29 protein-coding genes and 4 pseudogenes are annotated in these 24,588 nt (G+C 63.0%); 30 read left to right on the top strand and 3 right to left on the bottom strand.

Annotation, left to right across the window (positions count from 1 at the left end; translation table 11 throughout):
* Positions 1-9 precede the first annotated feature (9 nt).
* The 7 genes and pseudogenes from grxC (at position 10) to U1E20_RS16020 (ending at position 5,780) form a co-directional block, all read left to right on the top strand.
* A complete protein-coding gene (grxC, locus tag U1E20_RS16050) occupies positions 10-282 on the top strand; it encodes a glutaredoxin 3 (RefSeq protein ID WP_409981628.1) in 273 nt (90 codons plus the stop codon).
* Positions 279-692 (top strand): DUF1178 family protein, encoded by a 414-nt coding sequence (locus tag U1E20_RS16045; protein ID WP_409981627.1) that lies wholly within the window; start codon positions 279-281, stop codon positions 690-692. The genes grxC and U1E20_RS16045 overlap by 4 nt, the downstream gene beginning before the upstream one ends.
* Positions 686-748 (top strand): annotated as a pseudogene (locus tag U1E20_RS16040) (hypothetical protein); the annotation flags it as partial. The gene U1E20_RS16045 and the pseudogene U1E20_RS16040, both read left to right, overlap by 7 nt.
* Positions 737-895, top strand: coding sequence for a hypothetical protein (locus U1E20_RS16035; RefSeq protein WP_409981640.1), 159 nt, complete (start codon positions 737-739; stop codon positions 893-895). The pseudogene U1E20_RS16040 and the gene U1E20_RS16035, both read left to right, overlap by 12 nt.
* A gap of 477 nt (positions 896-1,372) precedes the next feature.
* On the top strand, positions 1,373-2,638 hold the full coding sequence (gene gntH / locus U1E20_RS16030) for a guanitoxin biosynthesis MBL fold metallo-hydrolase GntH (RefSeq protein WP_409981626.1): 1,266 nt from the start codon (positions 1,373-1,375) through the stop codon (positions 2,636-2,638).
* Positions 2,635-4,497, top strand: coding sequence for a hypothetical protein (locus U1E20_RS16025; RefSeq protein ID WP_409981625.1), 1,863 nt, complete (start codon positions 2,635-2,637; stop codon positions 4,495-4,497). Before gntH ends, U1E20_RS16025 begins: the two co-directional genes overlap by 4 nt.
* 23 nt (positions 4,498-4,520) lie before the next feature.
* Positions 4,521-5,780: a HupE/UreJ family protein gene (locus U1E20_RS16020; protein WP_409981624.1), complete on the top strand. Its 1,260-nt coding sequence runs from the start codon at positions 4,521-4,523 to the stop codon at positions 5,778-5,780.
* Between the two features lie 333 nt (positions 5,781-6,113).
* Here U1E20_RS16020 and U1E20_RS16015 read toward each other — a convergent pair whose 3' ends face one another.
* The 3 genes from U1E20_RS16015 to U1E20_RS16005 are packed head-to-tail and all read right to left on the bottom strand — an operon-like array spanning position 6,114 to position 9,548.
* Positions 6,114-6,716, bottom strand: coding sequence for a hypothetical protein (locus U1E20_RS16015; RefSeq protein ID WP_409981623.1), 603 nt, complete (start codon positions 6,714-6,716; stop codon positions 6,114-6,116).
* Positions 6,707-7,297: a DUF1214 domain-containing protein gene (locus tag U1E20_RS16010; protein ID WP_409981622.1), complete on the bottom strand. Its 591-nt coding sequence runs from the start codon at positions 7,295-7,297 to the stop codon at positions 6,707-6,709. The genes U1E20_RS16015 and U1E20_RS16010 overlap by 10 nt, the downstream gene beginning before the upstream one ends.
* Positions 7,298-7,313: 16 nt before the next feature.
* The gene (locus U1E20_RS16005; RefSeq protein ID WP_409981639.1) at positions 7,314-9,548 is read right to left on the bottom strand and encodes a transglycosylase domain-containing protein; all 2,235 of its coding nucleotides are present in this window, start codon (positions 9,546-9,548) and stop codon (positions 7,314-7,316) included.
* Positions 9,549-9,691: 143 nt separating this feature from the next.
* Between U1E20_RS16005 and U1E20_RS16000 the strand changes: the two genes are divergently transcribed.
* From U1E20_RS16000 to U1E20_RS15890, 23 genes and pseudogenes are all read left to right on the top strand, one after another.
* Positions 9,692-10,198, top strand: a complete 507-nt coding sequence (locus U1E20_RS16000; RefSeq protein WP_409981621.1) for a YcgN family cysteine cluster protein — start codon at positions 9,692-9,694, stop codon at positions 10,196-10,198.
* A 452-nt stretch (positions 10,199-10,650) separates the two neighbouring features.
* Positions 10,651-11,364 carry a DNA helicase gene (locus U1E20_RS15995; protein ID WP_409981620.1) on the top strand — a complete coding sequence of 238 codons (714 nt, stop codon included), beginning with the start codon at positions 10,651-10,653 and terminating at the stop codon, positions 11,362-11,364.
* A gap of 279 nt (positions 11,365-11,643) precedes the next feature.
* Entirely contained in the window at positions 11,644-12,180 is a 537-nt protein-coding gene (locus U1E20_RS15990) for a hypothetical protein (protein WP_409981619.1), read from the top strand.
* Positions 12,146-13,465, top strand: a complete 1,320-nt coding sequence (locus U1E20_RS15985) for a DNA-packaging protein (protein WP_409981618.1) — start codon at positions 12,146-12,148, stop codon at positions 13,463-13,465. The genes U1E20_RS15990 and U1E20_RS15985 overlap by 35 nt, the downstream gene beginning before the upstream one ends.
* A 228-nt stretch (positions 13,466-13,693) precedes the next feature.
* A pseudogene (locus U1E20_RS15980) lies at positions 13,694-14,851 on the top strand (phage portal protein); the annotation flags it as partial.
* A 221-nt stretch (positions 14,852-15,072) separates the two neighbouring features.
* Positions 15,073-15,588 (top strand): hypothetical protein, encoded by a 516-nt coding sequence (locus U1E20_RS15975; protein WP_409981617.1) that lies wholly within the window; start codon positions 15,073-15,075, stop codon positions 15,586-15,588.
* A 27-nt stretch (positions 15,589-15,615) separates the two neighbouring features.
* Positions 15,616-16,128, top strand: a complete 513-nt coding sequence (locus U1E20_RS15970; RefSeq protein ID WP_409981616.1) for a hypothetical protein — start codon at positions 15,616-15,618, stop codon at positions 16,126-16,128.
* Between the two features lie 103 nt (positions 16,129-16,231).
* Positions 16,232-16,735: a hypothetical protein gene (locus tag U1E20_RS15965; RefSeq protein WP_409981615.1), complete on the top strand. Its 504-nt coding sequence runs from the start codon at positions 16,232-16,234 to the stop codon at positions 16,733-16,735.
* An 11-nt stretch (positions 16,736-16,746) separates the two neighbouring features.
* A pseudogene (locus U1E20_RS15960) lies at positions 16,747-17,121 on the top strand (phage portal protein); the annotation flags it as partial.
* A gap of 26 nt (positions 17,122-17,147) precedes the next feature.
* Positions 17,148-17,333, top strand: a complete 186-nt coding sequence (locus tag U1E20_RS15955) for a hypothetical protein (protein WP_409981614.1) — start codon at positions 17,148-17,150, stop codon at positions 17,331-17,333.
* The gene (locus tag U1E20_RS15950) at positions 17,333-17,509 is read left to right on the top strand and encodes a histidine kinase (protein ID WP_409981613.1); all 177 of its coding nucleotides are present in this window, start codon (positions 17,333-17,335) and stop codon (positions 17,507-17,509) included. The genes U1E20_RS15955 and U1E20_RS15950 overlap by 1 nt, the downstream gene beginning before the upstream one ends.
* Positions 17,509-18,108, top strand: a complete 600-nt coding sequence (locus U1E20_RS15945) for an HK97 family phage prohead protease (RefSeq protein ID WP_409981612.1) — start codon at positions 17,509-17,511, stop codon at positions 18,106-18,108. Before U1E20_RS15950 ends, U1E20_RS15945 begins: the two co-directional genes overlap by 1 nt.
* Positions 18,109-18,250: 142 nt before the next feature.
* On the top strand, positions 18,251-19,477 hold the full coding sequence (locus U1E20_RS15940; RefSeq protein ID WP_409981611.1) for a phage major capsid protein: 1,227 nt from the start codon (positions 18,251-18,253) through the stop codon (positions 19,475-19,477).
* Positions 19,478-19,545: 68 nt separating this feature from the next.
* The gene (locus U1E20_RS15935; RefSeq protein WP_409981610.1) at positions 19,546-20,121 is read left to right on the top strand and encodes a head-tail connector protein; all 576 of its coding nucleotides are present in this window, start codon (positions 19,546-19,548) and stop codon (positions 20,119-20,121) included.
* A complete protein-coding gene (locus tag U1E20_RS15930; protein ID WP_409981609.1) occupies positions 20,118-20,447 on the top strand; it encodes a phage head closure protein in 330 nt (109 codons plus the stop codon). The genes U1E20_RS15935 and U1E20_RS15930 overlap by 4 nt, the downstream gene beginning before the upstream one ends.
* Before the next feature lie 10 nt (positions 20,448-20,457).
* Positions 20,458-20,865, top strand: a complete 408-nt coding sequence (locus tag U1E20_RS15925) for a DUF3168 domain-containing protein (RefSeq protein WP_409981608.1) — start codon at positions 20,458-20,460, stop codon at positions 20,863-20,865.
* Positions 20,866-20,877: 12 nt separating this feature from the next.
* A complete protein-coding gene (locus U1E20_RS15920) occupies positions 20,878-21,285 on the top strand; it encodes a phage major tail protein, TP901-1 family (protein ID WP_409981607.1) in 408 nt (135 codons plus the stop codon).
* A 7-nt stretch (positions 21,286-21,292) separates the two neighbouring features.
* Positions 21,293-21,649 (top strand): gene transfer agent family protein, encoded by a 357-nt coding sequence (locus U1E20_RS15915; protein ID WP_409981606.1) that lies wholly within the window; start codon positions 21,293-21,295, stop codon positions 21,647-21,649.
* Entirely contained in the window at positions 21,649-21,885 is a 237-nt protein-coding gene (locus U1E20_RS15910) for a rcc01693 family protein (RefSeq protein WP_409981605.1), read from the top strand. Before U1E20_RS15915 ends, U1E20_RS15910 begins: the two co-directional genes overlap by 1 nt.
* Positions 21,882-22,475, top strand: a complete 594-nt coding sequence (locus U1E20_RS15905) for a phage tail tape measure protein (RefSeq protein ID WP_409981604.1) — start codon at positions 21,882-21,884, stop codon at positions 22,473-22,475. Before U1E20_RS15910 ends, U1E20_RS15905 begins: the two co-directional genes overlap by 4 nt.
* A 15-nt stretch (positions 22,476-22,490) precedes the next feature.
* Positions 22,491-23,129: pseudogene (locus U1E20_RS15900) on the top strand (TIGR02217 family protein).
* A 114-nt stretch (positions 23,130-23,243) separates the two neighbouring features.
* The gene (locus U1E20_RS15895; protein WP_409981603.1) at positions 23,244-24,134 is read left to right on the top strand and encodes a DUF2163 domain-containing protein; all 891 of its coding nucleotides are present in this window, start codon (positions 23,244-23,246) and stop codon (positions 24,132-24,134) included.
* On the top strand, positions 24,131-24,562 hold the full coding sequence (locus U1E20_RS15890) for an NlpC/P60 family protein (RefSeq protein WP_409981602.1): 432 nt from the start codon (positions 24,131-24,133) through the stop codon (positions 24,560-24,562). Before U1E20_RS15895 ends, U1E20_RS15890 begins: the two co-directional genes overlap by 4 nt.
* Positions 24,563-24,588 lie beyond the last annotated feature (26 nt).

Raw genomic sequence — 24,588 nt, 5'->3', positions numbered from 1 at the left:
AAGCGCGCCATGGCTCCCCGCATCGAAATCTACACCACGCCCACCTGCCCCTATTGCCTCGCCGCCAAGCGGTTGCTGAAGCAAAAGGGCGCCGATTTCGAAGAAATCTCGGTGGCTTGGGATCCGCTCGGACGCCGGCGCATGAGCGAACGCGCCGACGGCCGCTCGACCGTGCCGCAGATTTTCATCGACGACCGGCATATCGGCGGCTGCGACGATCTTTACGCCCTCGACAGCGAGGGCGCGCTCGACGCGCTTCTCGCCGGCGGAGCGGCGGCATGATCCGCTATTCGCTCATCTGCGACGCCGGCCATAGTTTCGACAGCTGGTTTCGTGACAGCTCAGGATTCGACAAGCAGGCGGCGGAAGGGCGGGTCTCCTGCCCCTTTTGCGATTCGACCAAAATCGCGCGGGACGTGATGGCGCCAAATGTCGCCAAGCATCGCGACGGCGCGGCGCGAGACGGCGACGGGCGTGAATTGCGCATGAAGCTGCGCGAATTGCACGACACGGTCGTCGCGCATACGGAAGACGTCGGCGACCGCTTTCCGGATGAAGCGCGCGCGATGGAGGACGGCGAAACCGAGCGCCGCGCGATCCGCGGCCGCGCCACTTTCGAGGAAGCCAAGGCGCTGCTCGAAGAGGGAATCGAAATTTTGCCGCTTCCCGGACTGCCCGGCGACGGCAACTGAATTTGCCCGCGCCGGTCGTCATTGTCGGCGCCAGTTTTTCCGGATTGGCCTGCGCTCAGGCGCTCGCCGAACGCGGCGTCGCGGCGACCATCATCGAACGCAAATCCGAATCGGGCGACGCGGCGTTCAATCTGCTAATGCGCTCTTCCGCGATGCGCGCCGCCGCAAGCGTCGTGTTGTTCCACAGAATGCGCGCGCGATGAGGCGCATGTTCTGCGCCGTCATCACAACTGTCCGTCATTCAGTTCGCCGGCCTGCCAGGCTTGGCGAGCAGCGAACCGCGTTGCTGCAAGCGCTCCCTATTCGCAAGCTCGAGAAAAGCGGGCGCACAGTAAGCGCCGCGCTGAAGCTGTAATATTGAGGCGCCTTCGGTTTTCGTCCACGTATGCGCCGAGTCTCCGCCGCAATTTCAGCCGCTGCATGCGTCATGCGCCGCTTCCCATGACAATGAAGCCGATACACCTGCTGCCCGGGCAGGAAGCCGGACGCTTCGCGATCCTGCGTTCCGGTGAGCTTGCAAGACGGGCGCTTATTGTCAGAGGCGACAATTTGATGAAAAGATGCATCTAGGTGAGGGCTACATGTGGAATCTTTCAAAAGTAGTCTCAAGCTTGGCGCTCGTGGGCATCGGTGTTGTTGCGGGAGTTTGGATTTCCGCGCCTCGACAGAAGGCTGCGGCAGTGGGCAACACCATCGACCCGCTGGTCATCCCGATAGCTGCCCAAGCAAAACAGCGCGCCGCAAATGAGGAGACTTCCAAGGAGGCTATTTCTCCCGTGCTGGCGCGTCCGCGGGACACCTACTACCCGAACACTGAGGACCTCAAGCCCGATGAGATGCGGGTCATCGCCTGCGGCACCGGGATGCCGACGACCCGCATGAAACAAGCCGCCGCGTGTTTCCTCGTGGAGCTCGGCAATGGGGACAAATTCCTGTTCGACGCGGGCAGCGGCTCCGCCGAGCGGATCGCCGCGCTGCAAATCCCTTACAACTATCTTGACAAGATCTTCATCGGCCACCTGCACAGCGACCACTTTGGCGCGGTGCCGGAGTACTGGATTGGCGGCGCCCTCATGGGCCGCAACCAGCCGCTGCGCATCTGGGGGCCAAGCGGCCGGATTCCCGAGCTCGGTACCGCTGCCGCGTTAGACGCCATGCAGAAGATGTATCTGTGGGACATCACCGGGCGAGTCGGTAACGTCGATCCGCGCGGCTACAGGCTCGAGGTCCACGAGTTCGACTACAAGGGCGAGAACCAAGTTGTCTACGACGAGAATGGCGTCGTGATCCGCTCCTTCCCGGCGATCCACTCGATCGACGGCGCGGTCAGCTACGCACTGGAATGGAACGGCCTGAAGTTCGTGTTCGGCTCTGACACTTTCCCAAACCAGTGGTTTAACAAGTACGCCAGGAATGCAGACCTCGCCATCCACGAGTGCTTCATCGCTGTGCCCGACATCGTCTCGAAGCTGGGCTTCACGCCGGAGTCCGCGTTGCTGGTCGGCACCCAGATCCACACCGCCCCGGAAGCCTTCGGCAAGGTGATGAGCGAAGTGAAGCCGCGCATGGCGGTCGCCTACCACTTCTTCAAGGACTTCGACACGACAGCGCAGGTGTACAAGCGCGTCCGCAAGACCTATGACGGACCGCTCAGCCTCGCCGAGGACTTCATGGTGTGGAACGTGACGAAAAAAGAAATCCGCGAACGCATGGCTGTCGTTGAGGAAAGCACTTGGTCGCCGCCGACCACCCGACCGAACATCGCGCCCGGCAAGGACGATCGTGCCAAATTCGCGAAGCAGAAGGGGCTGCCCGCTGAGGCCATCGGCTACTCCGACTTCATCGCCAACGGCAAGTGGAACGTCGACGACGTGCTGCGGCCGATCTACGAGGAAGCCGGCAAGGCGCTCGGGCGGGATTTCCCCTATCCCAGCGACAAGAAGTGACTCCAAGCGCCCTTCAGCGCGTCAGCAACCCGGGCGAGAGCTTTTCGAAATTCCTCGCCGGCATCATCTGGTTCCGAACGGCTGCCAGCGCGTCGTTTTCTGTAATGAGAGCCTACTTCGCAGCGGTGGTTCTGGCGCTTGCCGCGTGCATCACGATCGCTTCCTCGCGCGATGCGGCTGCCGACTGGCTAAACATGACTGGGGCGGAAACGGCGCCGAACTTCGCTGAGATCGACGTGCTCGAAGATCGTGCGCGCGTAACGCTGGAGATCGACCCCGCCGACCATGCCGCCTTTGCGCCTGGAGCGGCGGCGGCCGGCTCAGCAGGCGCCGCGCCCGATCTGAGCCGCATTGCCGCGTCCCCAAACAACGCCTTCGCAGTCCAGGCCGACGGGGAGGTCCGTCTTATAGGAAACCTCGTCGAACTGGATGTTCGACCGCGAGCGCCCAAGCCGACTGCAATACGACCTGCGGGGATGCCCGCGCCTCCGCCCGGCCCACCGCGCAGCGCTGAGGTAATACGCGCGGTTTTTGAATTCCCTTTTCAAGGTCGGCCGACTCGCCTGAGCTTCGCGCCGCCACTCGATGCGAAAGGGCGGGCTATCGTTTCTCTTGGCTTCCTTGCGCGTCACGGCCACGTGCCGATCACCGATTATCGTTATCTCTCGCAATTGGAAGCGTTGCGCCTCGACTGGAACGACCCGTGGTACAGCGCCTTCGAGAACCCGAATCTGGCGCGACATCACCGCTCGGCGCTGATGTCCTTCATTTCGATCGAGCCGCGCGAGGTTCGCCACGAGATCATTTCACGTCTCCGGGATCTCGAAGGATGGTGCGACCTCAACCTCCTCGAGAGCCGCACGCTCGCCGCCGCGCAGATCGACTCGGTGAAACGCGCAGCGGCGCGATGCCTGGCGAAACGCAATCCGATGACGATCGACGGCGTGGCCATAGAGCCGGCGGCGGTAAACGTCCAAGTCCTGGATATCGGCGTTGCGGGATTGCAGATCATGGAGGATTTGAAAACTCTTGACCGCGCCGCCGCTCTTTTGGGGATCATCCTGTCCTATCCGCAGAGCAGGTTGCCCGCCCGGCTCAGCGTGAAATGGCAGCTGTTCCCTAATGGGGAAACGACGGTCCCGTCATGGGTCGCCGATCCGGCTGGTGGCGTCCCCGGCCAGATCACGCCCGACGTTCCAGAGGTCTCGTGGACAAACTACCTGAAAACATGGAAGGACCCTGTCGCGTCTCCGGTTAACTTGGATTTGGATCGCGCGGTGCGCATCCCCATGCTCTCGGCCTTGTTCGTTGGCTTGGGCGCCGCCGCGATGGCATTGGCCTTCCGCCGATCGCGGCCGTGGCGATGGATCGGCGCAGCCGTTGCGGCTTGCCTCATAGCAGTCGTGACGCTTCCGCTCGGGGGTTTGAGAGTCGCCGTGCCGGGCGGCCGCCCGGATGAAGCAAGGGCAACCGCTATCTCATCCGCGATGATCCGTAACGCCGCCGTCGCAATGCTGGAGATACGGCCGGAACGGTTCGATGCCGCACTTGCCCCCTTCGTATCAGCCGACGCGATCGGGGCGGTTGGCGACGAAATGCGGCGTGGCCTCTCGGTGAACTTGCCTTCAGGCGCGCACGCCCTGACGGAATCGATCGGGGACGTGGCTGTCGAGAAAATCGATACTCGGGGAGAAGGTCTGAGCCTTCTGGCGACCTGGAAGGCTCTGGTCAGCGGCGGCCATTGGGGCCACATGCACCGACGCGAAATCCAGTTCCGAGCCCTGATCGACGTCGCCGAGGCGGACGGCGTCTGGAAGGTGCACGGACTGACGATCCTCAGCGCGAGGCCAAGCACGTGAGGGTGGCGCTTCCCGCTAAATCGATGGCCGCGATCGTCATGATTGTGGGGCTATGCTTCGGAGCGACGGCGCGCGCTCATTTCAAACTCAATATGAATGTCCGCATCATCCATGTCGAACATCTCGGTGACGGTCTACGCGTCTACCTGCGAACGCCGATGCCTTATCTGGTAGGCGACAAGACTGGCCCGGTCGGCGAGGATGGCTTGCCACAGCCGGCGCCCTTTACGACCAACCGTAAGGAAGGCGAGCGCACAGTGCATTTCGTCGATGCGGCTTCCCTCCGTAGCGATCCATTGGGGCTTGGCCAGATCGCTGCGGAAGGACTCCAATTAGAGGTCGACGGACGCGTTCTTGAACCCATAGTCGTTATGCTGCGCGTCTATCCGATTGGGCAAGAGCCCGATTTCGCAACGTTGGAAGAGGCCCGGTCCGCCCTTCACCAGGGCCACCCAATCTTCCCGAAGGATACGCCGGACGCTTATGTTGGCGACACGATTGTCGATGTGCTCGTTAGATATGACGCAGCGGCGACGATCAACAATTACGAGCTTTCCAGCCGACTTGATCCAGGGCTGCCCGGACAGGAAGAGACAGCCAATCTGATCCTCGATCATGGCCCTGGCGGCGCCAAGGTATTCAGAACTCGAGGGCTGATGCGCGCCCCGGTAATGATAACGCGGTCAACCTTCGCTGCAGCCTCAACATTTATTTGGGAGGGGGTCCGTCACATCCTCGGAGGCTTCGACCATGTGCTCTTCGTTCTGTGCCTTGTGCTCGGCGCCACGGGCTTTGGCAGCCTTATCTCGCGGGCAACAGGATTCACCGTCGGACATAGCGTGACATTGACGGCGGGGTTCTTCGGTTACGTGCCGAAAGGGACTTGGTTCGCGCCGACCGTTGAGACGGGCATCGCCCTTTCGATCATCTATGCGGCCGTCATCGCCCTTATGCCGCTACAGGAGCGCGCCGGCCGCGCGCGAAGAATGTTCCTCGTCACCGCCGCGATCGGTTTGCTGCACGGCCTTGGCTTTTCCTTCGTGTTGCACGAAATCCTAAAAATAGACTCCCCCGATATTTGGCAAAGCCTTCTCTCCTTCAATCTTGGCGTCGAAATTGGTCAGCTAGCCATTGTCATAGCTGTGTGGCCAACGCTTTTGCTTCTTCAAAGAGCGAACGAGAATGCATGGCGGATCGGTCGCATTTGTCTCGCCACTGGCTGCATCGCGGTAGCCGCATTCTGGAGCGTGGAACGCGTCGCGGGCGGTATAAGCATTCTCTAGCGAACATCTTATTGTGGAATCGACATGGTTCTTCGCATACAACAGATATTCGCTCGCGAGTAAATTCGCGTGCGTTCCAGGCCACTGCGGCTGGCGCAAGCCGGAAAAGGCGAAATTAAGCGTGCGCTTCACGCGCGCGTGTTTCAGCCGAAAGCGAGGATAGATCACGAACGGGCTCTTCGGCTAATTTTGCGCTCTTTGGCCTGTCGGAATGACACCGTAATGTGATTCTTCATTGCGAGCCGTAAGCGAACAAGCCAGATGGGCGCCCTATGATAAATCAGGACAGCTTCCGTATCGCTTCGCTCGCGTCGCAGTGACGCCGACGGCGCCTTATCCCTGCGGCAGATCGAAATTCTGGCAGCTGATCGTGCTTAAGCGGTTGCGCGCGCGGTCCTGATCGGAGGGGCGCTTCGCCAAGGAGCGGATCAGCACGAAGCCGCGCTTCGTCGGCGCCGTCAGCCGCACTTCCGAGGGAGGCGGGGCGTCGCCTTCGTCGGCGCTGGTCAGGGCGTCGATCTGGCGCGCGTCGCCGACGACGATGTCGATCTTGCCCTTGATCGCCGAGCGGTCGGTCATCGAATGATAGATGCGGCCGGCGTTGGCGTGAAAGGAGAGGCCGAGAAAATCCTCGCCGTCGACGCTTGTCTTGACGCGCAGCGGACCCTTGCCGAGATCGTAAACGCAGACCGCCTCGGCGAAGGCCGGATCCTCGAAGGGCAGCGTCTCGTCGCCGGGCGCCATCTGCGGCAGCATCACCAGGCCTTCCGCCGGCGCGGCGCTTTTCACATAGGCCGCAAGCCGCCCCAGCGCGTCGCGCGGCGCGACCGTCGGCATCAGCAGCACCGACACGATATGCACGATGCCGGCGACGAGCAGCGTGGCGAGCAGCCAGGGCAGAAGGTCGAGAAAGCGGTCGGGAATATTCAGGCGCATCCAAGTTTCACTATCTTTGGAAAGCTATTGGGATCGGGAGTTGAGTCGATGTCGAGCGGCGTATCATAGAGCCGCAGCATGACGACGAAGCGCTGCGCCTGTCCCGGCGACAGCCAATTGCCGGGCCGCGCCTCGCGGGCGATGTCGATGTCGAAAGCGCCGCCCTCCTTGCGCAGAATGTCGACCGAGGAATAGCCGTAGCGCTCGGTGGGATTGGCGACGAGCCTGCCGTCGGGACTGGCGAGCGTCATCGTCCAGTAGCGCGCCGCCGGCAAGGGATCGACGATGCGATAGTCGCATGCGCCGTCGAGCGGCGCGCCATCAGAGTCGGTCCGCGCGATGAAGGCCAGTCCCTGATCGCGGCCGAGCGGCGCTTCGCCGGAGCGCGAAATCACCGCCCGCGCATAAGGGTCGATGTCGGCACCGCCGATATGCGGCCATGAGGTCCACGGGCCGGCGCGCAGCGAATTAAAGCCGTAGCCGGCGTTGAGCGACAGCACGGTCGCCAGCAGGCCGATGGCGAGGCCGGCGATCATCGCCGAACCGGCGCGCAAATAATTCGCATAAGGCTTGAGGTCCAAGGAAGCGCTCCCGCCGCTATCTGATGACGCCGCCGTCGGCCGCGTGGCTTTCGCGCAGCGCTTGCGGCGCGGCGTCGGACGCGGCGGATTCGGGCGCCTCGAGCGCGCTCTGCTTGTCGCCGCCGACCGCCTTGATCTTCATCTGGATGGATTCGAGCGCCTGGATCGCGCTCTTCGACAGGGTCGCGGGGCGTTGCGGCGCGCCGAGTTCGAGCGGCTTCACCACATTGGCGTTGGCGACGGCCGTGGCGCCCTTGGGATCGGGCTTCAATCCGACGATCGGCTTCAAGGTCGCGCCCTGATGCGCATAGGCCATGATGTCATGCCAGGTGCCGGCCGGCAGCGTGCCGCCAGTCATATTGTTCATCGGCGCATTGTCGTCATTGCCGTACCACACGCAGCCGCCCATCGTGCCGGAATAGCCGCAGAACCACGCGTCCTTGTAGCCATTGGTGGTGCCGGTCTTGCCGATCACGTCGATGCCCTGGCCAAGCTGGGCGCGTTTGCCGGTGCCTTCCTCGACGACCTTCTTCATCATGCCGGCGAGTTCGACGACCTTGTCGAAGGGCACCGCCTGCTTTTGCGGCGGCGCGTCGCGGTCATGGCGGTAGAGCAGATCGCCCTGGCGGTTACGGATTTCGACGGCGGCATAGGGCGTGACCTTCTTGCCGCCGTTGACGAAGGCGCCATAAGCCGCCGAATGTTCAAGCGGAATGACGTCGCTCTGGCCGACCGGCAGCGACGGCGTATCCTCGAGCGGCGTGCTGATGCCGAGACGCCGGCAGGTGTCGATGATCTTGGCGCGGCCGATCCTGGAATCGCCATTGCCGATCGCCTGCGACAGCTGGATGGCGATGGTGTTCAAGGAGCGCGCCAACGCATTGGCGAGCGGCATCGAGCCGGCGTAGCCGCCGCTGTAATTGTGGACGCAATAATTGCCGATACAGGTCGGGCGGTCGGTGACGATCGTCGTCGGCTTGAATTTGCCGGTCATCAGCGCCGTGAGATAGACGTAAGGCTTGAACGACGAGCCGGGCTGGCGCGCGGCGTCGGTCGCGCGGTTGAACTGGCTCGCGCCATAGTCCCGGCCGCCGACGATAGCGCGAACCGCGCCATCCGGCTCCATCACCACCGCGGCGCTCTGCTTGGCGTGGAAGCTGCGGCCCTGCTCGCGCAGATTGGTCTCGATGACCTCTTCGGCGCGCCTTTGGATGTTGGAATCGAGCGCGGTGCGCACGCTGAGCACGCGATTGTCGCCGAGCTTGCCTTCCTGAGCGAATTTGCGGATTTCGCTGTAGGCGTAGTCGAGATACCAGTCGGGGCTCGTCTCCCGCGCCCGGTCGATCGGCGTCGCCGGATTGCGCAGCGCGCCGATGATCTGGGTATCGGTCATGAAGCCCGAGTCGACGAGATTGTTCAGCACGTCATTGGCGCGGGCGCGGGCCGCCGGCAGATTGACGTGCGGCGCATATTTCGTCGGCGCCTTGAAGAGGCCGGCGAGCATCGCCGCCTCGGCGAGCGTCACGTCCTTGACCGACTTGCCGAAGTAAAATTCGGCCGCCGCCTGAATGCCGAAAGCGCCGCCGCCCATATAGACGCGGTCGAGATAGAGTTTGAGGATTTCGCGCTTGGTCAGATGGTGCTCGAGCCAGAGCGCCAGAAACGCCTCGTTGATCTTGCGGGTGATGGTGCGTTCGTTCGATAGGAATAGATTCTTGGCGAGCTGCTGGGTGATCGAGGAGCCGCCCTGCACCACGCCGGACGAACGCGCATTGACGGTCAGCGCCCGCAGCGTGCCGATCACATCGATGCCGAAATGCTCGTAGAAGCGGCGGTCCTCGGTCGCCAGCACCGCCTTGATCAGATGGTCGGGATATTGTTCGAGCGGCACCGCGTCGTCATGCTTGATGCCGCGCTGGCCGACATCCGCCCCGTAGCGGTCGAGGAAGGTGACGGCAAGATCGGTCTGCTTCAGCCAATTCTCGTCGCTGGTCATCTGAAAGGCCGAAGAGGCCAGCGCCATCGCGACGATTCCGGCGCCGAGCCCGAGCGTGAGCGCCTCGCAAGAGAGCTCCACGCCGACCCGCGCCAGGCCGGAGACATGGAAACGCTCCATGAAGGTCGAGAAATCCTCATAGAGCTCGCGGGCGCGCCGCCCGCTCTGGAACATGGCGGAATCGATCAGCGCGTCGATGGCGAGCAGGATGCGCCTGACGCGCTTGACGAAGTCGGAAGCCTGGAAACGCTTCAACACTGCTCGCGTGCTCCCCGCGCCGACAATACTTACCGGCGCTTTCTCTACATTAACACTTTTTAAACCATCTTGACGACAGTCCCCGCGACCCACATTGCGTTATGGTTTCTAACGCGCAAAGCGCAAGCCGAAAGAAGAGGATGGCGTTAAAAAAAGGCGAAAATGCTTTTCCGGCCGCGCCGGCCGAGACGCCGTTCTGGGAGAAGCCGCTGGCGGAATTGACCCGCGCGGAATGGGAAAAGCTCTGCGACGGCTGCGGCCGCTGCTGCCTCGTCAAGCTCGAAGACGACGACACCGGGACGATCTATCACACGAGCGTCGCCTGCAAATTGCTCGACCAAGGGAGCTGCCGCTGCGGCGACTATCCCCATCGGCGCCGCTACGTGCCCGACTGCGTGCGGCTAACCTTGGATAAGCTCAAGCATATTCGTTGGCTGCCGCCGACCTGCGCCTATCTCCTGCGCTTTCACGGCAAGCCGCTCGCGCCCTGGCATCCGCTGATTTCCGGCGATTCCGAGAGCGTCCATCGCGCCGGAGTCTCGGCGCGGGGCCGGATCGAGGCCGGCGAGGACGAGGTCGACACCGACGATCTGCCGGATTTTATCAGGCTATGGCCGAAGCGCTGGCCGAAGAAGGCGCGGTGGTGAGAGATATTTTTGCGCAACTGGAATTTATTCCTTGACAGCGGGACGATGGTCCTATAGAAACGCGCCATGCTCCAAAATTGCGCTTGAGCGGCGCGAACGAGTTTAAGGGCGCGGCGTCCTCCCCTCCCCCCGCGCCCGTCCCCTCGCGCTTCGAGACGCGCTCGCGGCTTGCGGCCGAGGGGATTTTTGGAGCTTCGCTGAAAAGCGCGCTTTTCAGGCTCCGGGGATGGACCGAGAGCGGGCTCCCGTAATGCCAGTGGACGGCTGTCGCTGCGGCTTGCGTTGGTTTGCGCTGCTTTTTAACATCGCCGGCAAGGCATGGCCCGTGCCTCCTCCCTCCAATTTCGGGGAAGCATCCCACATGCGGGGCGGCCAGTTCGTCGGACCCACTCTGTTCGAGCAGATGCATAAGGAGGGATTGCAGACGTTGCTCGAAGGAGGAGGCTCGTCGAATGAAACTGTCTGCACCAATTTTTCGGCTGAGGCGACAAGCCAAGCTGCTCGCCCGAAAAAAAAGCGCTCCGCTGCACCTAGCTCTTGATCAGATTGCGCAGCGGGAGGGCTACCGAAGCTGGAGCCATTTATCTGACTCAAATTCCGGCCATCGACGGGCAAAACAGATACTTGGAGAGCTTGTCTCTGGCGATCTGGTGCTGCTCGGCGCGCGCCCTGGACACGGCAAAACATTGCTTGGCATTGATCTGGCCATAGAGGCGGTTAGAACCGGGCGACAGGGTTACTTTTTTAGCCTGGAAGTAAATGAAGCGGCTGTGTTCGACCGGCTTCGGGCTCTTGGAGCTGATGAAAAGGCAATCCGAGATTCTCTTATCATCGATACGTCAGACGATATCTGTGCAACTTACATCGGAGAACGAGTCCGAAATGGATTTGCCGACAGCGTCGTGGTGATCGACTATCTCCAGATATTGGATCAGAAGCGCAGCAATTCCGAGCTTGGAGTTCAACTCGAAGAGCTGCGAAGTTTGGCGCATGAAACGCCATCGATCGTGGTGACGATATCACAAATCCATCGCTCCTTTGAACTCAAGAGCAAACACCTGCCCGAGCTCTCTGATGTTCGCCTTCCGAATCCGATTAACTTGGCGCTCTTCACCAAGACCTGCTTCATGCACGAAGGAGCGGCATCGTTGCAAACGGTGAGTTAAATTTCGAGTGCTGAGAGGCCTTGGGATTGTGCGAGCGCGACGATCAGCCATTGGGTGAATAGAGTCCTGCCGGTGAGCTGAACGTCTGGATCAAATTGAAGCTTTCAACTCGTGTCATTCCCGACGCGCGAAGCGCGATCGGGATTCCAGGGGCAAAGTCAAACACGCTTGTTGTTGCTCTGGATTCCCGATCAGGCCTTCGGCCTGTCGGGAATGACAATGCCTCTTCGGCTTCGCGGCGCAACCCCATAAGTCGCCTGCTCTTTCGGAGACTCGCGGATGCGAGCCAAATCCGTCCCGCCTTGCGACGAAAAAATCGCGCAGGCGAAGCTTCTCTATGACTCGGGCGTGACGCCGATCGGCGAAATTCTCGACCTGCTCGGCATGAGCGTCGGACAGTTCCGCCGCTTTGGCGAAATCAACGGCTGGCCGCTGCGCGCCTCCGCCTGCGCGCCGCGCAAGAAAGCGGCGGACGACGCGCCGCCGGCGAAGAAGCCGCGCGACGCGAACCGGCTCATCGCCCGGCTCGAAGACGCGGTCGAACAGGAATTCGCCCGCGCCGAAGCGGCGCTCGCCAAACCTGCGCCAAAGTCCATCGAGGCGAGCGCCCGCACGCTCGCAAGCCTCGTCAAGACGCTCGCCGAATTAAAGCGCATGCGCCGCGAGAATGAGGATCGCGAGAACGACGCCGAAGATGACGACGAAGAAGCCGCAAGCGAGCGAGGCGGCGACGCGCCGCCCCGCGAATTGGCCGAACTCCGCGCGGAGCTTGCTCGACGGCTTGAACGATTGCGCGGCCCAGGGCCGACTGAATGACGCGCTCGACGGTCTGACCGCAAGAGAACTGGCGCGGCTGCTCGACGATTGGGAATTCGTCGCACGCAAGGATCAATGGCCGCCGATACTCGCCGCCAATAACGCGCCCTGGCGCACATGGCTCATCCTCGGCGGGCGCGGCGCCGGCAAGACTCGCGCCGGCGCCGAATGGGTGAAGGCTCTGGCGCTCGGCCGCGCGCAATTTTCGCTCGCACCGCTCGGCCGCATCGCGCTGGTCGGCGAGACGGCGGCTGACGTTCGCGAGGTGATGGTCGAAGGCGTCTCAGGTCTTCTCGCCGTGCATGGACAACGCGAGCGGCCCCGCTGGGAGACGACGCGCCGGCGGCTCGTCTGGGACACAGGCGCTGTGGCGCAGGCCTTTTCGGCGGAAGATCCGGAGAGCCTGAGGGGCCCTCAGTTTCACGCCGCCTGGTGCGACGAACTCGCCAAATGGCGCTACGCCAGGGAGACTTGGGACATGCTGCAATTCGGCCTGCGTCTCGGCGACTGGCCGCGCCAGCTCGTCACGACGACGCCGCGTCCGCTGCCGCTTTTAAAAGAGCTGATCGCTCACCCGACAAGCGTCGTGACCCGCGCGCTGACGCGCGAGAACGCCGCCAATCTGGCGCCGTCCTTTCTCGAAAGCGTCGTCGCGCAATATGCCGGCACGCGATTGGGGCGTCAGGAACTCGACGGCGAAATTCTCGATGAGCGAACGGACGCGTTGTGGACCCGCGACATGCTGGAGCGCGCCCGCGTTCATGAGGCGCCGCCGTTAAAGCGCATCGTCGTCGCGGTCGATCCGCCGGCGAGCTCCGGCAAACGCGCCGACAATTGCGGCCTCGTCGCTGCGGGAATCGAAGAGGCGGGCGCGCTCTACGTGCTCGCTGACGCGACCTTGTCGGCGGCGCGGCCGGCGCAATGGGCGCGCGCGGCGATCGCGCTCTATCACAAGCTCTCCGCCGACGCGCTGGTCGCCGAGGTCAATCAGGGCGGCGAAATGGTGCGCGCCGTATTGAACGAAGCCGACCCTTCCGTCCCGGTGACAATGACGCGGGCGACGCGCGGCAAATATTTGCGCGCCGCGCCGGTCGCGCAGCTTTACGAACAGGGCCGCGTCAAACATGTCGGCGCCTTTCCGGCGCTCGAAGACGAGATGTGCGATTTCGCCGCCGACGGGCTTTCGTCGGGGCGAAGTCCCGACCGGCTCGACGCGCTGGTCTGGGCGATCACGGCTTTGGCGCTGACTCCGAAGGCGCCGGAGCCGCGCATGCGAAGAGTGTAGCGAAACATCGCGCCGATCGTTTCGTTCGGATAAGACCCCCGGCCCCTCATCTCACTTCTCCCCGCAAGCGGGGAGAAGGGATGGCGACGCAACGCACCAGCGACAATGCGAACGCGCGATTTTTTCGCGAAACGCCTGACGCCCCCTCTCCCCGCTTGCGGGGAGAGGTGCGGTGAGGGGCGTGGGGTTTGGCGCGCCGCGAGACGCATCCCTTTTAAAGGACCTTTCATGCCCTCACTGCTCTCGCGACTCATCGGCGCGCTCGCGCCGGCGCGCGAAACCAAAACTTCGCGCGCGGCGAAGCTCCTCGCCATGCATCCGCTCGGACAGCCGCATTGGAGCGCGCGCAATTCGACGGTGCTGACCCGCGAAGGCTATGAGCGCAACGCCGTCTGCCATCGCTGCGTGCGCATGGTCGCGGAAGCCGCCGCCTCGGTGCCCTGGCTCGTCTACGAGGGTCGCGAGGAGGCGATCGACCATCCGCTCATCTCGCTCATCGAGCGGCCCAATCCGCTCGACACCAGCGCCTCCTTCATCGAGGCGATCTGCGCCAATCTGCTACTTTACGGCAACGCCTATGTCGAATCCGTTCTGATCGACGAGGAGCTGCGCGAACTCTACGCGCTGCGGCCCGACCGCATGAGCGTCGAGGCGGGGCGTAACGGCTGGCCCGCCGCCTTCATCTATCGCGCGCTCGGACAGGAAGCGCGCTACGAGATGCGCGGCGAAGGGATCGAGCCGATCCTGCACATCAAATTCTTCAACCCGCTGGACGATTATTACGGCTTCCCGCCGCTCGCCGCCGCGCAGGTGGCGCTCGACACGCATAACACCGCGAGCTTCTGGAACAAGGCGCTGCTCGACAATTCCGCGCGGCCTTCCGGCGCCCTCGTCTATGCGGGGCCGGAAGGCGCGCATCTCACCGACGAGCAATTCTCGCGGCTGAAAGAAGAGCTGGAGGAGAATTTCTCCGGCGCGACCAACGCCGGAAGGCCGCTGCTGCTCGAAGGCGGACTCGATTGGAAGGCGCTGTCGCTTTCGCCAAAGGACATGGATTTTACCGAGTCGAAGGCAGGCGCCGCGCACGAGATCGCGCTTGCCTTCGGCGTGCCGCCGCTGCTGTTGGGTCTGCCCGGCGACAATACGTTTAGCAATTATACTGAAGCCAATCGCGCCTTCTGGCGCCAGACCGTGCTGCCGCTTGTCGCGCGCGTGCAGAAGAGCTTTCAGGCCTGGCTGCAGCCGGGCTTCGGTTCCTTTCGCCTCGACTATAACGCCGACCGTCTCGAAGCGCTGGCGAGCGAGCGCGCAAGCGAATGGGAGCGCGTCGGCAAGGCGGCTTTCCTCACGCTCGACGAACAGCGCGACGCGCTGGGCTATGGCCCGGCCCGGACTCCGTGCAGGTGTGGCGGAAAGATGAAGCGGCACGGGGACTATGACCTGCTCGCGCTAGATGAACACTGCGCGGAGGAATGGGCGTGGGCGCGAAGGCAGTGTGAAAGCCTATTGAATCTAGACAATCCGCCATTAGGCTTGACGGGCGGCTACAACGATGTCGAAAATTGCGCGCGAGGCTTCGTCAGCGCTGCGTGTGGCGGCAATGCCGTTTGAGCGAGATTGTGATGAAAATCCATAACAATTGCAGCGAACTCTTCCGCCAGCGCGACTGGAAAGCTCTGCACGATATGCTCGATAGCGCCTCCCCTGGCCGCGACTCGGACGAACGCGGTCAAATCGCCCACTGGCGCGCAAGCGCGCTTTCGGCCGAAGGCCGGCATGACGAGGCCATCGACGTACTGCGAGGGATTCAATCGGATTGTCGATGCAGATCGACCGTGTCTAAACACATTGCCGAGAATCTGCGCCGCCTAGGCCGCGAAATGGAAGCCATCGAGGAACTCAAGAACGCGCCCATAGCCGACGAATGGGATCGCTTTCGCGCGCTCGCTCTTGACGCGAAATATGTGTTCGCTCACCTCTTGGCGAGCAACGGTCTGGAAGTGGACAAGGCGATCCTCGACGATATTCCCGATGGCTATATACACATCACCGATCGCGGACACAGAATCTCGAAATCCGATTTGATGGATCTGATCTCCGGCAAGAAGAAAAGTTCGATCTGAGCTTCCCGCCGGCCCATTGAGGCGACCATGGCATTGCGCGATGAATTTTCGAAGCTCTATCGCAAGCGCGACTGGCCCGCCTTGCATAGCGCTCTCGATGCCGCGGCGCCTTATGACGCAGAGGAGCGCTGCTGCGTCGCCTATTGGCGCGCGACGGCGCTGGAGGCGGAAGACCGCTGTCTAGAGGCAATCGACGTCCTGACTGCAAATCGAGATGACTTTTCATGCAAAACAATGGTTCACGCGGATATCGCAGAAAATCTGCGACGGCTCGGAAGGGATTTGGAGGCGATCGACGAATTAAACAAAGCGCCGATGGATGAGGAAATGGAGCGTTATCGGGCGCTCGTCGTGGACGCCAAATATCTTCTTGCGCATCTCTTGGCGACGAATGGACTCGACGTTGAACCGTCGCTTCTCGACGAAATCCCGGAGAACTACATACACATAACATCGCGCGGCAAGAGGATCACGAAGGCCGATTTGCTGGCGATGATTCCCGGGAAAAGTCCGGGCTGCGGATGCATGCAAGCGAGATGACTTCTGAGGCGACTAAGATGCGGCGGCAATTTCTATGATGGGTTAAGCAAGCGTCTCAGTACATAGCGCGGCGTGTGGCGGAAATACAGTTTGAACGGGTGTTATGATGAACATCGACGATCATTGCAGCAATCTCTACCGCCAGCGCGACTGGAAAGCCTTGCATACCGTTCTGGATACCGCCTCCCCTGGCCGCGATCCGGACGAACGAAGCCAAATCGAGCACTGGCGCGCGACCGCACTTTCTGCCGAGAGCCGGCATGAGGAGGCCATCGACACACTGCGCGCGATCGGATCGGATTGTCGATGCCAGACAAGAGTTTCCAAAAAGATCGCGGAGAATTTGCGCCGGCTGGGCCGCGATATGGAAGCGATCGAGGAATTGAGAAAAGCGCCGTTGGCAGAGGAATGGGACAATTTTCGCGCGCTCGTCCTTGACGCGAAATATGTACTCGCTCACCTCCTGGCGAGCAACGGTCTGGAAGTCGACACGGCGATACTCGACGATATTCCCGACAAATATATTCACATCACCGATCGCGGACAGAGAATCTCGAAATCCGATTTAATGGATATAATCTCCGGCAAGAAGAAAAGTTCGATCTAAGCCTCACGCTTTCGAAGAGCGGCGCGACCAACGCCGGAAGGCCGCTGCTGCTCGAAGGCGGGCTCGACTGGAAAGCGCTGTCGCTTTCGCCAAAGGACATGGATTTTACCGAGTCGAAGGCAGGCGCCGCGCGCGAGATCGCGCTTGCCTTCGGCGTGCCGCCGCTGCTGTTGGGTCTGCCCGGCGACAATACGTTTAGCAATTATACTGAAGCCAATCGCGCCTTCTGGCGCCAGACCGTGCTGCCGCTTGTCGCGCGCGTGCAGAAGAGCTTTCAGGCCTGGCTGCAGCCGGGGTTCGGTCCCTTTCGCCTCGACTATAACGCCGACCGTCTCGAAGCGCTGGCGAGCGAGCGCGCAAGCGAATGGGAGCGCGTCGGCAAGGCCGCTTCGATCGAAAGAAGCCATCGTTCATGTCCGCCATTCTCGACGCCATCCTGGAGCGCGGCGATCTCGCGCATCTCGCGCTGTTCCTCTGGGCCTGCGCGGCCACCGCGCAGGCCTATTTCGCCTTGCGTGAACTCAGCGAGGCGACGCGTCGCCTCGACGCCTTCGTGCGCGAACTCGCGCGCTTCAATCGACGCTGCAGGAGCGATTGATGAATAGGAAAAATTTTCTGCCGCCTCTCATCAGGCGTCAGCGCGCGCGCAACGCGCGCCGGCGCGAAGACCACTCGGCCGTCTTCAAGACCTTCGTCGAATTGCTGGCGCAGCTACGCGCCGAGGCCCGCGCGGCGAGTCATGCGCCGATCAACGCAGAGGCGGAGAAGAGCTGATGGCGGCAATGCGAAGAATTGGCGCGCCCGCAACAAAGCGTGCCGAACAGCCGCCGCCGCAGGCGAATGCGGCCGGCGCCTTCTCCGGCTACGCCAGCCTCTTCGGCGTCGTCGACTCGGGCGGCGACATGGTGATGGCCGGCGCCTTCGCGCGCTCGCTGATCAAGCGCGGCGCCCAGGGCGTGAAAATGCTGTGGCAGCATCAGGCCGCCGAGCCGATCGGGATGTGGACCTCGATCGTCGAAGATTCGCGTGGGCTCAAGGTTGAAGGCCGCCTCGATCTCTCCGTGGCGCGGGCGCGCGAGGCGCTGTCGCTGATGCGCAAGGGGGCGATCGACGGCCTCTCCATCGGCTTTCGCACGCAGCGCGCCACGACCGAAAAATCGAGCGGCGTGCGGCGGCTTGAAGAGGTCGATCTGTGGGAAATCTCGATCGTCACCTTTCCGATGTTGCCACAGGCGCGCATCGGCGCGGTGAAACATAATTACAGCGCAGCGCCGAGCATGGAGACGCTTGTCGCGAAGCTCGCGCGCTTAAGAGCGCAGCGCGCCGAGCTTGAATTCGCCCATGCGTTACGACGCGTGTCCAAAAGCTCCTGAGCGGCCACATCGATCCGCGCTCTCGCCGTCGGGCGCAATCGACTCATTCCAAGACGGAATTCCCCCGCGCGGACTTCATCCCGGCGACGCGAGTCGCGCGGGGATCTTTTTTCACGCCGGCGCCAAGCATGAGGCTCTACACATGTCAGCAGTTGAAACCAAATCCGCCGGCGACGACATTCTCGCCGATCTCAATCGCGCCTTCAGCGCCTTCAAGCAGACGAACGACGAGCGTCTGACGCAGCTCGAGAGCCGTCTCGGCGCCGATGTCGTGACCGAAGAGAAGCTCGTGCGCATCGACCAGGCGCTCGACGACACCAAGAGCCGGCTCGACCGCTTGGCGCTCGACATGTCGCGACCGCGCATCGGCGGCAAAATCGTCGACGACGTGAGCGGGCGCGAGCATAAAAGCGCCTTCAATCACTATATGCGCTCCGGCGAAGCGAGCGGCCTCAAGGCGCTCGAAGCCAAGGCGCTGTCGCGCGGCTCCGGCGCTGACGGCGGCTATCTCGTGCCGCTGCCGACTGAACGCGAAGTGCTGCGCAGACTGGCGAAGCTGTCGCCGATCCGCGCCATCTCCGGCGTGCGCGAAATCTCCGGCGCCTCGCTGCGCCGCGCCTTTTCGACGAGCGGGCCGGCGGCCGGATGGGTGGCGGAAGCCGATCCGCGACCGCAGACCGGCAATCAGCAACTCGCCGACATGACCTTTCCGGCGATGGAGCTTTACGCCATGCCGGCGGCGACTCAGGCGCTGCTCGACGATTCCGTCGTCGACATCGAACAATGGATCGCCGAGGAAGTGCAGACCGCCTTCGCCGAACAGGAAGGCGCCGCCTTCGTCAGCGGCGACGGGGTGAATAAGCCCAAGGGCTTTCTCTCCTATACGACGGTCGCCGATTCGAGTTGGAGCTGGGGCAATGTCGGCTATGTGGCGACCGGCGCCGCCGGCGCCTTCGCCGCGAGCAACCCTTCCGACGCGCTCATCAATCTCGTTTATGCGCTGCGCGCCGGCTTCCGCCAGAACGGCAAATTCGTGATGGGGCGCCGCGCGCAATCGCTAGTGCGCCAGTTCAAGACGACGACCGGCGATTATATCTGGGCGCCGCCCGCGACCGCCGACGGCGCCGCTTCGCTGATGAATTTCCCGGTCGTCGAAGCCGAGGACATGCCCGACCCCGCCGCCAATTCGCTCTCCATCGCTTTCGGCGATTTCGAGCGCGGCTATGTGGTGGTGGACCGCGTCGGCATTCGGGTGTTGCGCGATCCTTATTCCGCCAAGCCCTATGTGCTGTTCTATACGACGAAGCGGGTGGGCGGCGGCGTGCAGAATTTCGAGGCGATCAAGCTGCTGAAGTTCGCGGCGTCGTAAGGCGGACCGGCAACCACGGCCGCGGCGAACGTCGCGGCCTTTCTCTCTCTCACAATGCAGGACGCCCGATGCGACCGATGCTGATCGGCGCGCCGGCGATCGAGCCCGTCTCGCTCGCCGACGCCAAATCATGGCTGCGCGAAGACGGCGCCGACGAGGACGCACTCATCCAGGCGCTCATCGTCGCCGCGCGGATGACGCTCGAATCCTATACGCGGCGCTTCTTCATCACGCAAAGCTGGCGTCTCGTTTTCGACTGCTGGCCGGATGAGGTTGCTTCGCGCGCGGCGCTCTACATCCCCTTCGCGCCTTTCGAGGCGGCGACGGCGATCCGCGTTTTCGACGCCAACGACGTGGCGCAGACGCTCGCTGCAGCGAGCTATCGGGCGCCGCCGTCGAACGACGGCGGACGCATCGGCTTCGCTTCGGCGCCGCCGGCGCCGGGACGCGCGACGGATGGAATCGAAATCGACTTCGAGGTCGGCTATGGCGCGCTCGCGAGCGACGTTCCGCAGCCGCTGCGTCACGCGATCCTCGTCCTCGTCGCGCATTGGCGCGAACATCGCGGCGACGATGGCGACGACGCCTTGCCGAACGCGGTCGCGCAGCTTGCAGCGCCGTTTCGACGGGAGCGGCTACGGTGAGCGCCTTTCCTGGAATTGGCGCCTTGCGCCATCGGGTGACGCTGGAGTCGCCGATCGACGCGCCCGACGGCGCCGGCGGGTTCTCGCGCAGCTTCGCGCCGGTCACCGATCTTTGGGCGCGCGTTGCGCTGGGAGGCGCCCGCGAGGATTTCGTCGAGCAGCGCGACGAGCAAACGACAAGCCATGTGGTGACCATCCGCTGGCGCGACGGCGTCGCAAAGGACATGCGCTTCCTCTTTCGCGACCGCAAGCTTCGCATCCAATCCGTTGTCGATCCCGACGAGCGTCGGCGCTTTCTGATTTGCCAATGCGAAGAGCTTTCTTAAGGGAATCGACATGAGCGCTTCACCCGTCGTCGCGCTGCGCAAGGCGATCCGCGCTTTTCTTCTCGCGGATTCAGGCTTCGCCGCCGCGCTCGGCGACAAGCTCTACGACGAGGCGCCGCGCGGCGTCGAGCCGCCCTATGTGCTCTTCGCCGACGTGCAGCTGCGCGACTGGTCGGCCGATCTTTCGCCCGGCGCCGAGCAATTCTTCACCCTCGGCGTCACGTCGACGATGCGCGGATTATCCGAGGCGCTCGAACTCGCCCAGCGCATCGTCGGTCTCCTCAATGAGGCGCCGCTCAATCTGCAAGACCATCGGCTGATCGATTTGCGATTCCAATCCATGGAGACGCGCCGCGACCAGAACGGCCGCTTCGCCCGGGTCAATCTGCGCTTTCGCGCCACGACCGAATATCTTTAACGGAGCCTCGTAATGTCCGCCCAGAAAGGCAAGGATCTGCTGCTCAAAATCTGCGACGGCGCAAGTTTCGTCACGATTGGCGGATTGCGCACGCGCCGTCTCGCCCTCAACGCCGACAGCGTGGATGTGACCGACGCCGAGTCGAGCGGTCGCTGGCGCGAATTGCTCGACGGCGCCGGCGTGAAGCGCGCGAGCGTCTCGGGAACCGGCGTCTTCAAGGATCAGGCCTCGGATGCGCTGCTGCGCCAGACCTTTTTTGACGGGCTGCTACGCGAGTGGCAGATCGTCATTCCCGATTTCGGCGTTCTCTCCGGCCTCTTCCAAATCGCCAATCTCGACTACCGCGGCGAATATGCTGCGGAAGTCACCTTCGACATTTCGCTCGAATCAGCGGGCGCGCTCGCCTTCGCGGCATTGTGAGGAAAACATGGCGAACACAAAGCGCGGCGAAATCGACGCAACGTTCGACGGCAGGACATTCAGGCTGTGCCTGACGCTCGGCGCGCTTGCCGAACTCGAGAGCGGCTTTGGCGCCAGCGATCTCATCGCGCTCGCCGGCCGCTTCGAAGAGCGACGGCTCGCGGCGCGCGACATTCTGCGCATCATCGGCTGCGGCCTTCGCGGCGCGGGGCATGACATCAGCGACGAAGAGGTCGCCAGAATGAAAGTTTCGGACGGGCTTGCAGGCTATGTGCGCATCGCGGCCGACCTCCTCGCCGCGACCTTCGGCGATGGGCCGGAGAACGGCGCCCCTGCAAACCCTCCGACGCCGCAGGACGCCTGATGCAAGCGGAAGGATTGGCGCGTGGCCCCTCTCAACGCGCGCCTTTTCCCTTCGTGCGCGCCATGGCCTTCGGGCTGGGCGTCCTGCGGCATTCATCGCGCGACTTCTGGTCGATGACGCCGCGCGAACTCTTTTGCGCGGCGGAGGGCGTTTACGGCAAGGCGCCGGGCGCGCCCTCGCGCGCCGCGCTTGACGAATTGATGCGCCGTTTTCCCGACTCCGCAGGATCGACATGACGACGAATTTCGACCCGTTTCCGGATCCGTTCAACGAAGCCGGCGCCAATGCGCCGATCGCGACGCCGGATCTGCGCACGACAAAGCTGTTGCTCGATCAGATCAACGTCTCGGCCGCGAATGTTTCGAAGACGCTGCAACTCGGCTTCGGCTCGGCGTCGGCGAGCGGCCGCAGCTTCAACGACGTGCTCTCGACGATCGCGCAATCTCTGGCGCGCCTGGCGCTGCGCGAGGGAACCAAGGCGCTCGCTGAAGGACTGGTCAGCGGCTTGAGCGGCCTATTCTCCGGCGCCTTCAGCGGCGCCGGAAACATCTTGCCCTTCGCGCAAGGCGGGGTCGTCGCGAGCCCAACCTATTTCGCGAACGGCGGCGCGATCGGGCTGATGGGCGAACGCGGCGCCGAGGCGGTCATGCCGCTCGCCCGCGGTTCGGACGGCAGGCTCGGCGTCGTCGCGCAGAGCGGCGGCGCGCGCCCGGTTTCGGTCACCGTCAACATCGCGGCGCAGGATGTCGAAAGTTTCCGCAACTCCGAAGCGCAGATTACCGGCGCGCTGGCGCGCGCCGTCGCGCGCGGCCAGCGCAATCTATAACGAGGCGCAGCCGGCATGAGCGATTTTCACGAGGTTCGCTTTCCGCTCGATGTTTCTTTAGGCGGACGCGGCGGGCCTGAGCGGCGCACCGAAATCGTCACGCTCGGCTCCAATCGCGAAGCGCGCAACGCCCGCTAGGCTCATTCGCGGCGACGCTATGAAGCGGGCTATGGCGTTAAGAGTCTCGCGCAGCTTGCGCAGATCATCGAATTTTTCGAGGAACGGCGCGGTCGGCTTTACGGCTTTCGCTGGCGCGACCGCGCCGACTGCGCCTCCTGTCCGCCCGGCGCCGCGCCGAGCCCGACGGACCAAATCATAGGAACGGGAGACGGCGCGCGCGCCGCCTTCCAGCTTGTGAAGACATATGGCGGCGTGTTTTCGCCCTATGCGCGCGACATCGTCAAGCCGGTCGCGGGAACGGCGCGCATCGCGGTCGATGGCGTCGAACAATCGGCGCTTGACGTGAGCGTCGACGCCGTGACGGGGATCGCGTCTTTCGCGCCAAGCGCGATTCCCGCGACGGACGCCATCGTCACCGCCGGCTTTTACTTCGACGTGCCAGCGCGCTTCGATACGGACTTTTTGGAAATCGACATGCAGGCGTTCGAAGCCGGCGCGATTCCCAATATTCCGATCATCGAGATAGTTCCATAGGCCACCCGTCATTGCGAGCGAAGCGATCCAGAGTCGCGCCCACGGCTCTGGATTGCTTCGTCGCCGCGCTTCTCGCAATGACGCGGGAATTATCAATCAACTGGAAAAAACTTCATGTTGTCGCTCTCTCCTTCGATGCAGGCGAAGCTCGATCGGCGCGCCACGACATTCTGCCAGTGCTGGCGCGTGTCGCGAAACGACGCGACGGTGATGGGCTTTACCGACCATGATCGCGATCTGACCTTCAACGGCGTCACCTTTCGCGCCAACACCGGGCTCTCGGCGTCGCAGCTCGAATCCGGCGTCGGCTTTGCGCCGGGAACGGGCGAAGCCGCCGGCGCCTTGAGCGATGACAGTCTTACCGAGTCCGATCTTCTGAATGGAATTTACGACGGCGCGTCGGTCGAGACATGGCTTGTCGATTGGACCAATGTCGCCGATCGCGCTTTGTTGGACATTGCGACGATCGGCGAAGTGCGTCGCGGCGAGCAAGCCTTCTCTGCGGAGCTGCGTTCGAGCGCGCATCTCTTCGATCAGCAGCAGGGCCGCGCCTTTCAGCGCAATTGCTCCGCCGATCTCGGCGATGCGCGCTGCGGCTTCAATCTAACTACGCCAGGCTTTCACGCGACGGGAGTCGTCGCCGCCTTCGCCGGCGGCGTGATCGACATCGATCTATCGCAAAATTTCGACAGCGGCTTTTTTGCCGGCGGCGTTTTTTCCTTCGCCAGCGGCGCCAATCTAGACGCGCGATTCACGGTGAAGTCGCATCGTCAGGAGAATTTGCGGGCGACCGTCGCTCTATGGACAACGCCCGGCGGCGCCATCACCGCAGGCGACGAAGTTCTGATGACCGCCGGATGCGACAAGTCGCCGACAACCTGTCTCTTGAAGTTCGGCAATATCGTCAACTTCCGCGGCTTTCCGCATATGCCCGGCAATGACCGGGTCATCGCCTATCCGAGTTCGCTCGCGCCGGCGATGGACGGCGGGAGCTTCTTTAGATGACTCGCGCCGATATCGTCGCGGCGGCGCGGCGCTGGATCGGCACGCCTTACGCGCATCAGGCGTCGCTCATCCATGTCGGCTGCGATTGTCTCGGACTGGTGCGCGGCGTCTGGCGCGAGGTGATCGGTGAAGAACCGGAAGCGGCGCCGCCATACACGCCGGATTGGGCCGAGGCTTCGGGCACCGAGACTTTGTTTGACGCCGCGAAACGGCATTTCGGCTCGGTCGCCTTAAGCGAGTTTCGCGAGGGCGATACTCTCCTGTTTCGCTTTCGCGACTATCTGCCGGCGAAACATCTCGGCGTCGCGACCTCGGCGACACATATGATTCACGCGCATGCCGGCGCCTGCGTGGCGGAAGTCGCGATCGGCGCGCATTGGCGCAAGCAGCTTGTCGCCGCCTTCGCCTTTCCGGGCGTTGCGGATTGAAGAAGCTACACGTCTGTCGTTCCCGA

This window comes from Methylocystis sp. (genome assembly GCF_046349115.1).
In the GTDB taxonomy this organism is placed as follows: domain Bacteria; phylum Pseudomonadota; class Alphaproteobacteria; order Rhizobiales; family Beijerinckiaceae; genus Methylocystis.
This window is presented reverse-complemented; position numbering and strand designations above follow the sequence as displayed.

Excerpts from the sequence above, each read along its gene's own strand:
- grxC (WP_409981628.1), top strand. The coding sequence starts at position 10 with ATGGCTCCCCGCATCGAAATCTACACCACGCCCACCTGCCCCTATTGC.
- U1E20_RS16045 (WP_409981627.1), top strand. The coding sequence starts at position 279 with ATGATCCGCTATTCGCTCATCTGCGACGCCGGCCATAGTTTCGACAGC.
- U1E20_RS16020 (WP_409981624.1), top strand. The coding sequence starts at position 4,521 with ATGGCCGCGATCGTCATGATTGTGGGGCTATGCTTCGGAGCGACGGCG.
- U1E20_RS16015 (WP_409981623.1), bottom strand. The coding sequence starts at position 6,716 with ATGCGCCTGAATATTCCCGACCGCTTTCTCGACCTTCTGCCCTGGCTG.
- U1E20_RS16000 (WP_409981621.1), top strand. The coding sequence starts at position 9,692 with ATGGCGTTAAAAAAAGGCGAAAATGCTTTTCCGGCCGCGCCGGCCGAG.
- U1E20_RS15995 (WP_409981620.1), top strand. The coding sequence starts at position 10,651 with ATGAAACTGTCTGCACCAATTTTTCGGCTGAGGCGACAAGCCAAGCTG.
- U1E20_RS15990 (WP_409981619.1), top strand. The coding sequence starts at position 11,644 with ATGCGAGCCAAATCCGTCCCGCCTTGCGACGAAAAAATCGCGCAGGCG.
- U1E20_RS15970 (WP_409981616.1), top strand. The coding sequence starts at position 15,616 with ATGGCATTGCGCGATGAATTTTCGAAGCTCTATCGCAAGCGCGACTGG.
- U1E20_RS15965 (WP_409981615.1), top strand. The coding sequence starts at position 16,232 with ATGATGAACATCGACGATCATTGCAGCAATCTCTACCGCCAGCGCGAC.
- U1E20_RS15955 (WP_409981614.1), top strand. The coding sequence starts at position 17,148 with ATGTCCGCCATTCTCGACGCCATCCTGGAGCGCGGCGATCTCGCGCAT.
- U1E20_RS15950 (WP_409981613.1), top strand. The coding sequence starts at position 17,333 with ATGAATAGGAAAAATTTTCTGCCGCCTCTCATCAGGCGTCAGCGCGCG.
- U1E20_RS15945 (WP_409981612.1), top strand. The coding sequence starts at position 17,509 with ATGGCGGCAATGCGAAGAATTGGCGCGCCCGCAACAAAGCGTGCCGAA.
- U1E20_RS15940 (WP_409981611.1), top strand. The coding sequence starts at position 18,251 with ATGTCAGCAGTTGAAACCAAATCCGCCGGCGACGACATTCTCGCCGAT.
- U1E20_RS15935 (WP_409981610.1), top strand. The coding sequence starts at position 19,546 with ATGCGACCGATGCTGATCGGCGCGCCGGCGATCGAGCCCGTCTCGCTC.
- U1E20_RS15925 (WP_409981608.1), top strand. The coding sequence starts at position 20,458 with ATGAGCGCTTCACCCGTCGTCGCGCTGCGCAAGGCGATCCGCGCTTTT.
- U1E20_RS15920 (WP_409981607.1), top strand. The coding sequence starts at position 20,878 with ATGTCCGCCCAGAAAGGCAAGGATCTGCTGCTCAAAATCTGCGACGGC.
- U1E20_RS15915 (WP_409981606.1), top strand. The coding sequence starts at position 21,293 with ATGGCGAACACAAAGCGCGGCGAAATCGACGCAACGTTCGACGGCAGG.
- U1E20_RS15910 (WP_409981605.1), top strand. The coding sequence starts at position 21,649 with ATGCAAGCGGAAGGATTGGCGCGTGGCCCCTCTCAACGCGCGCCTTTT.
- U1E20_RS15905 (WP_409981604.1), top strand. The coding sequence starts at position 21,882 with ATGACGACGAATTTCGACCCGTTTCCGGATCCGTTCAACGAAGCCGGC.
- U1E20_RS15895 (WP_409981603.1), top strand. The coding sequence starts at position 23,244 with ATGTTGTCGCTCTCTCCTTCGATGCAGGCGAAGCTCGATCGGCGCGCC.
- U1E20_RS15890 (WP_409981602.1), top strand. The coding sequence starts at position 24,131 with ATGACTCGCGCCGATATCGTCGCGGCGGCGCGGCGCTGGATCGGCACG.